This window comes from Brachybacterium sp. (assembly GCF_036379615.1).
Lineage (GTDB): Bacteria > Actinomycetota > Actinomycetes > Actinomycetales > Dermabacteraceae > Brachybacterium.
Genome location: NZ_DASVGJ010000035.1, coordinates 1 through 5,338 on the forward strand (window position 1 = coordinate 1; position 5,338 = coordinate 5,338).

Genomic DNA, 5,338 nt, shown 5'->3' on the forward strand with positions numbered 1-5,338 from the left:
GGCGCCGCCCCCGATCAGGGGGCGGCGCCGCTGCGCTGCGCGGGGGCGGGACGGTCAGGCCGCCGCGCACTCCTTGCAGATGATGAGAGTGCCCTCGACGTGGTCGATCTGGCTGCGGTGCTTCACGAGGAAGCAGCTGGCACAGGTGAACTCATCGGCCTGGCGGGGCAGCACCCGCACCGACAGCTCCTCGCCGGAGAGGTCGGCGCCCGGGAGCTCGTAGGAGTCCGCGGCCTCGGCCTCGTCCTCATCGACCGTCGGGGTGGAGGCTTCGTTCCGCCGTCCCTTCAGCTCCTCGATGGAGTCGTCGTTGGACTCGTCGTCGTTCTTGCGCGGGGCGTCGTAATCTGTGGCCATCTACTGCGGTCCGTTCCTGGTTGTCGTCGGATGGATCCGACCGGGTGTCCTGGGGCAAATCCGCGCCGGGGTGTCCTCGCGGGCCTCGTGCTGGCGGCCCGGGTGTCAACGCTGAATGCGGCGGCATTATTGCAGAGCGACCTGCGACCCACAACACGCTGCGTGCAAAGGATGGCAACACGCCGCCTTCTCGGCCCGTCGGACCGGGCGGAGGGGCACGGCGCACGATATGGTCGCGATCTAGGACTTACTGCACGCAAACGACCAGGCTCCGACGGAGAGGACGACGATGCGCGAGCTCGAACTCGACGGGATCCATGACGACGGGGAACATCTGCTCCTGGTCGACTCCGACGGTGCGCGGTACACGCTGCGCATCGACAGGGCCCTGCGCGCTGCGGTGCGCTCGGACCGACCGGCGCTGAACATGATCCAGGCCGCGGATGCCGCGCCGCTGCGACCGCGCGAGATCCAGGCGATGCTCCGCGCCGGACGCAGCGCGGAGGACATCGCCGAGGCCTCCGAGATCCCACTCGAGCATGTGCGCCGCTACGAGGGCCCCGTGCTCGCCGAGCGCGAGTGGACCGCCCAGCGGGCACGCACCTTCCCCGTCGGTCGGGGTGGCCCGACGCTGCTCGATGTCGTCTCCGAGCGGCTCGCCGCCCGCGAGGCCACCGGTGACTCGGCGTGGGACGCCTGGAGGCGCCAGGACGGCACCTGGACGCTCGAACTCTCCTTCTCCGCCGGCGGCCGCACCCGTCAGGCGCACTGGGTCGCGGACCTCGACAACCGTTCGGTCTCGCCGGTGGACGACGAGGCCCGGTGGATCAGCGACGAGGACGCCCCGCCCGAGCCCACCCGCGGCCGCGGTCGCCTCCAGGCCGTCAAGAGCTCGGTCTACGATCTCGAGGCCGACGGCTCGCTCGAAGGCCCTGCGACGGCTCCGCGGACCCGCACCTGGCCCCCGCGACAGTCGGTGGCCGATGAGCACCCCTCGGTGATCGATGACGAGGACCTCGAGGCGCTCAACGCCCGTCGGGGCCTGCGCTCGGTCCCGCGCCCGGAGGACTCCGGGACCGTCTGGTCGGGCCTCGAGGACTCCGCCGAAGACGCTGAGGCCACCGAGCACTCCCCGACGAACTCCACCGAGCACACGGCAGATGCGGCCGATGCTGCGGGGGCCGGCGAGGCGGCGTCGGAGGCCCCGGCGCCGGCCGGGTCCGCGCGCCCCGGGACGCCGGACGAGGCCCCCGAGAGCGCCCTCGGCGAGACCATCGACAGCGACACCCACGAGGACGACCCCGACCGCGAGGCCGAGCTCGAGCACTCGGTCGGCCTCTTCGACGTCGAGACCGCCGAGCCCGAGGTCGCCGATCCCACGAGCTCAGAGCACGCTCCGGGCTCGGCCGACTCCTCCGAGGCCTCGCAGCAGTCCGGGACCGAGGGCGATGACCAGCAGGCGGACGAGCACGTCTCCGCGCCCGTCGAGGAGATCGGCTACCAGGACACCGTCGACCTCACTCCGCTGCCCGGATTCGACGATCCCCTGGCTCCGTCCTCGCCGGAGGATGATGCCCCGGAGGAGAAGCCGGCGAAGAAGCCCCGGCCCCGGAGCAAGCGGGCCTCGATGCCCAGCTGGGACGAGATCGTCTTCGGATCCAAGCACGACTGACCTGCACCGACCGGGAATCCGCACCGGCGGCGCCGCCGCGGGCCCTGGCAGCCGGAAGCCTGTTCAGGCTCCGGTGCGTTCAGACGACGGTCCGGAGCAGAGGGACCCAGGCCTCTTCCGGGGTGAGCGAGCCGTGCACGCCGATCATCCGGCGAGCGGTCTCGGGTCGCCGTGAGAAGTCGTCGATGCTCCAGCGTCCGGTGGAGAGCACCAGGACGTCCGGGAGTCGCGCCGCGACCCGCTCCACGACGGGCATGCCGACGGGGCCCAGCAGCCCTGCCTCCAGGACCTGGGATCGCCGGAGCACGAGCGCCCGGTCACCGAGCAGGCGCGTGAGGGAATCGGCGAGCTCCTCGTCCGCTCCCTCCCCCGGCACCGTGTGGAGCGAGAGTGCCCGGGCCTCCCCCGCGACCTCGTCGATCAGTCGCAGAAGCTGCGGATGCTCGGCGAGATCGGTGGTGTGCTCCGGTGAGGTGTCCACCATGCCGTGATCAGCCGTGAGGTGGATCCGGGTGCCGCGCGGGAGGCGCCGCAGCAGGGTGCCGACGAGCGAGTCGACCTCCGCCAGGGCCGTCCGCCACTGCTCGGAGTCGACCCCGTGCCGGTGGCCGGCATGGTCGACGTCATCGACATGGAGGTGCACCAGCCCGTCGGGGCCGGCACGGTGGAGCGCGGTGCGCACCGCCTCGACCCGATCGCCGCGCCCGTGGCCGAGGAACTCCCAGCCCCGGAAAGCGACCCTGCTGAGGTGCGACCCCTTGTGCTTGGCAGGGGCCACCTGGACCGCTCGGCGGGACCCCCGCTCGACAGGCGTGGACAGGGGCATCCACTGCTCGGGATCCACACCCGGACCGCCGGTGAGCTGGTTCACGGCGCGCCCGGTGCTCGGGTCGCGCGTGAGGTAGCCCAGCACTCCGTGCACCAGCGGCGCCTCCCCCGTGTGCAGGGAGACCATCGCGCTCGAGGTCGTGGCCGGGGAGACCGTGCGCACGCGGGAGATCTGGGATTCCGCACGTCGCAGCGTGGGCGTCAGGGAGCGGTGCGCGGCGAGCAGCTCCGCCCCGACCCCGTCCAGCAGCACGACCAGGTCGCGCCCGGGCTCGGGGTCCGTCAGCAGCGGCGGGATCACCTCCAGCAGGGCGGGGCGCTCGCCGCCGGCGAACGGTGGCGCCAGCAGCTCGGCGGGCCAGAGGGTCGAGTCCTCCGACTCCTCGAGGGCGCTCACCGGATCCACTGGGCCGTTGCGGGGCGGGCCGCCGCTCAGGCGCCCGCCTCGTCGATCGCGTCGATCAGGCGCTCATGGAACGCCAGGGCCTCGTCCACCGCGGCGACGCCGTCCGCCAGGGCCGAGACCCGCAGCGCGAGGTCGGAGGGGGCGATGGTCCCGGTGTAGCCGTGGTCGAGCTGGCAGTTCGGGTCCTCGCAGACTGCTCTCTCGAGGTCCACGCGGCGGCTGCCGTCCCAGGTGATCCCGAGAGTGATCTCGGTCTCCGCGCCGGGGCTTCCCTTGCCGTCGGTGTCGAAGACCTGCGAGAGACCGGTCGAGGTGATGCGCTGCAGCCGGATCCTTTCGGTGGTGGAGACCACCTGGCTGGGGTTCAGGGCATCGGCAGGATCGTCATCGAGATGCGTGATGAGCAGATGGGTGCTGGTGAGGACCACGACGGTGAGGTGGCGCCGCACCTCGGGCCCGTCGAAGGTGGTCTCGGGCCGCACCAGGTGGGCGATGGCACGTGCGCTGCGCAACGAGCGCTCCAGGCTCTGCGCGGCCGTCTGCGGGAAATAGCCGGCGGTCTCGAGAGCCGTGAGGAGGTCAGCGGGAAGAGCAGTGGTCATCCGGGCATTGTCCCACGGCGCAGTCACGGAGACGCGTCGGCGAGAGCGACGCGCCTCAGAGACCGGCCGGACCGGAGAGGGTGCGCCGGGCGCTGTCGGTGCGATTGGGCGCCGGGGCGAGTCGTGCCCGGGCCCCGACCACGCTGGTGCCGTGCTGTGCGACCAGCACCGGGTACAGCTCGAGGGAGGCGAGCTCGGGGAGATCCTCCGCGAGCAGGCCGATGCGCACCACCAGATCGGCGAGCGCGCTCCTGTCCGCCGGAGGCAGTCCGCGCGTGCCGCGCAGCTTGACCGCAGAGGCCGGGGCGTCCACCAGGCGTGCGGCGGCGCTCTCGCTGAACGGGGGGATCGCGTAGGCGATGTCGTCGAGCAGGTCGGTGGCGTCTCCAGCGACGGACAGTGACACCACCGGGCCGAGGGAGCGATCCTCGACGCTGCGCACCACCATCGGCACCCCGGCCGGGGCCATGGCCTGCACCTCGAGCGGGGCACTGGAGTAGGACAGGTCCCGTCCCATGCTCTCGACCGCGTGGCGCAGCTGCACGGCGTCAGGGATGTCGAGCCGCACCCCGCCGAGATCCGCGCGATGTCGCAGCACGGGGTCGGTGCTCTTGAGCGCGACCGGGTACCCGATGCGGGCGGCTTCGACCAGGGCGTCCTCGGCATCCGTGATGCGGTGCGAGGGCATCAGGTCGATCCCGTAGGCGGCGAGCAGGGCACGGGTCTCCTCGGCCGGCAGGTCCCTCCCGGGCCCGGCCGTCGCCGCGCTCCAGCGCTCGACCACCTCACGAGCGGCGGCGCGGTCGACGTCCTCGCGCAGGGCGGGCTCGTCGTCGTCGGCCTCCGGGCGCAGGGCGGCCGCGAGCATCCCGGCCGCTGCCCGCGAGACGGCGAAGGGCGTCGCATGCACGGGCGGCAGGGTGCCGTCGGCGCGGACATCGACCTGCACGGCGTCGAAGCGCTCCCGGGAGGAGACCAGGCACACCAGCAGCACCACCTCGGAATGGCGGGCGACGATCGCCATCTGCCGCAGGATCTCGGTGGCGTCCCCGGTGAGGGGATCCAGGATCCCGGCGATCACCAGGTCGACGTGACCGGGTGCCGCCATCGAGGTGAAGGCCCGCTGGATCAGCCGCCCGTCGGGCGAGAGCGGGACGCTGGAATTGTCGGCGACCACCTCGAGCCCCGCCTGGTCGGCGGCGCCGCGCAGGGAGGCGCCGAGCGCCGCGGTGTTCGAGAGCAGGCCCACCCGGCGGCCGAGCGGCAGGCCCTGACGGCTGAGCGCGTCGACCACGTCCAGGAGATGGTCCACTCCCCTGGTCTGGACGACTCCGGCGGAGTCGAGCACCTGGTCCAGGGCGCGGCGCGGCAGGGTGGAGGTGCGCACGTCATGCCCCGGCGGCCGATGGGACTCGCTGCCGGGCGGTCGCAGCACGATCAGCGGCGTGGTGCGGGTGAGGCGGCGCGCGATCC

Annotated in this window: 5 protein-coding genes; 1 reads left to right on the top strand and 4 read right to left on the bottom strand. The window is 72.8% G+C overall.

Going from position 1 to position 5,338, the window contains the following annotated elements:
* Positions 1-54 precede the first annotated feature (54 nt).
* Positions 55-357, bottom strand: a complete 303-nt coding sequence (locus tag VF289_RS06490) for a DUF4193 domain-containing protein (RefSeq protein ID WP_330882294.1) — start codon at positions 355-357, stop codon at positions 55-57.
* 289 nt (positions 358-646) lie between these two features.
* Between VF289_RS06490 and sepH the strand changes: the two genes are divergently transcribed.
* Positions 647-2,029 carry a septation protein SepH gene (gene sepH / locus VF289_RS06495; RefSeq protein WP_330882295.1) on the top strand — a complete coding sequence of 461 codons (1,383 nt, stop codon included), beginning with the start codon at positions 647-649 and terminating at the stop codon, positions 2,027-2,029.
* Between the two features lie 79 nt (positions 2,030-2,108).
* Here sepH and VF289_RS06500 read toward each other — a convergent pair whose 3' ends face one another.
* The 3 genes from VF289_RS06500 to VF289_RS06510 form a co-directional block, all read right to left on the bottom strand.
* Positions 2,109-3,254 (bottom strand): alkaline phosphatase family protein, encoded by a 1,146-nt coding sequence (locus tag VF289_RS06500; RefSeq protein WP_330882296.1) that lies wholly within the window; start codon positions 3,252-3,254, stop codon positions 2,109-2,111.
* A 35-nt stretch (positions 3,255-3,289) separates the two neighbouring features.
* Positions 3,290-3,865 carry a DUF5998 family protein gene (locus VF289_RS06505; RefSeq protein WP_330882297.1) on the bottom strand — a complete coding sequence of 192 codons (576 nt, stop codon included), beginning with the start codon at positions 3,863-3,865 and terminating at the stop codon, positions 3,290-3,292.
* 55 nt (positions 3,866-3,920) lie between these two features.
* A partial coding sequence (locus VF289_RS06510) for an acetate--CoA ligase family protein (RefSeq protein WP_330882298.1) occupies positions 3,921-5,338 on the bottom strand: 1,418 nt, incomplete at its 5' end.

Excerpts from the sequence above, each read along its gene's own strand:
- sepH (WP_330882295.1), top strand. The coding sequence starts at position 647 with ATGCGCGAGCTCGAACTCGACGGGATCCATGACGACGGGGAACATCTG.
- VF289_RS06505 (WP_330882297.1), bottom strand. The coding sequence starts at position 3,865 with ATGACCACTGCTCTTCCCGCTGACCTCCTCACGGCTCTCGAGACCGCC.
- VF289_RS06490 (WP_330882294.1), bottom strand. The coding sequence starts at position 357 with ATGGCCACAGATTACGACGCCCCGCGCAAGAACGACGACGAGTCCAAC.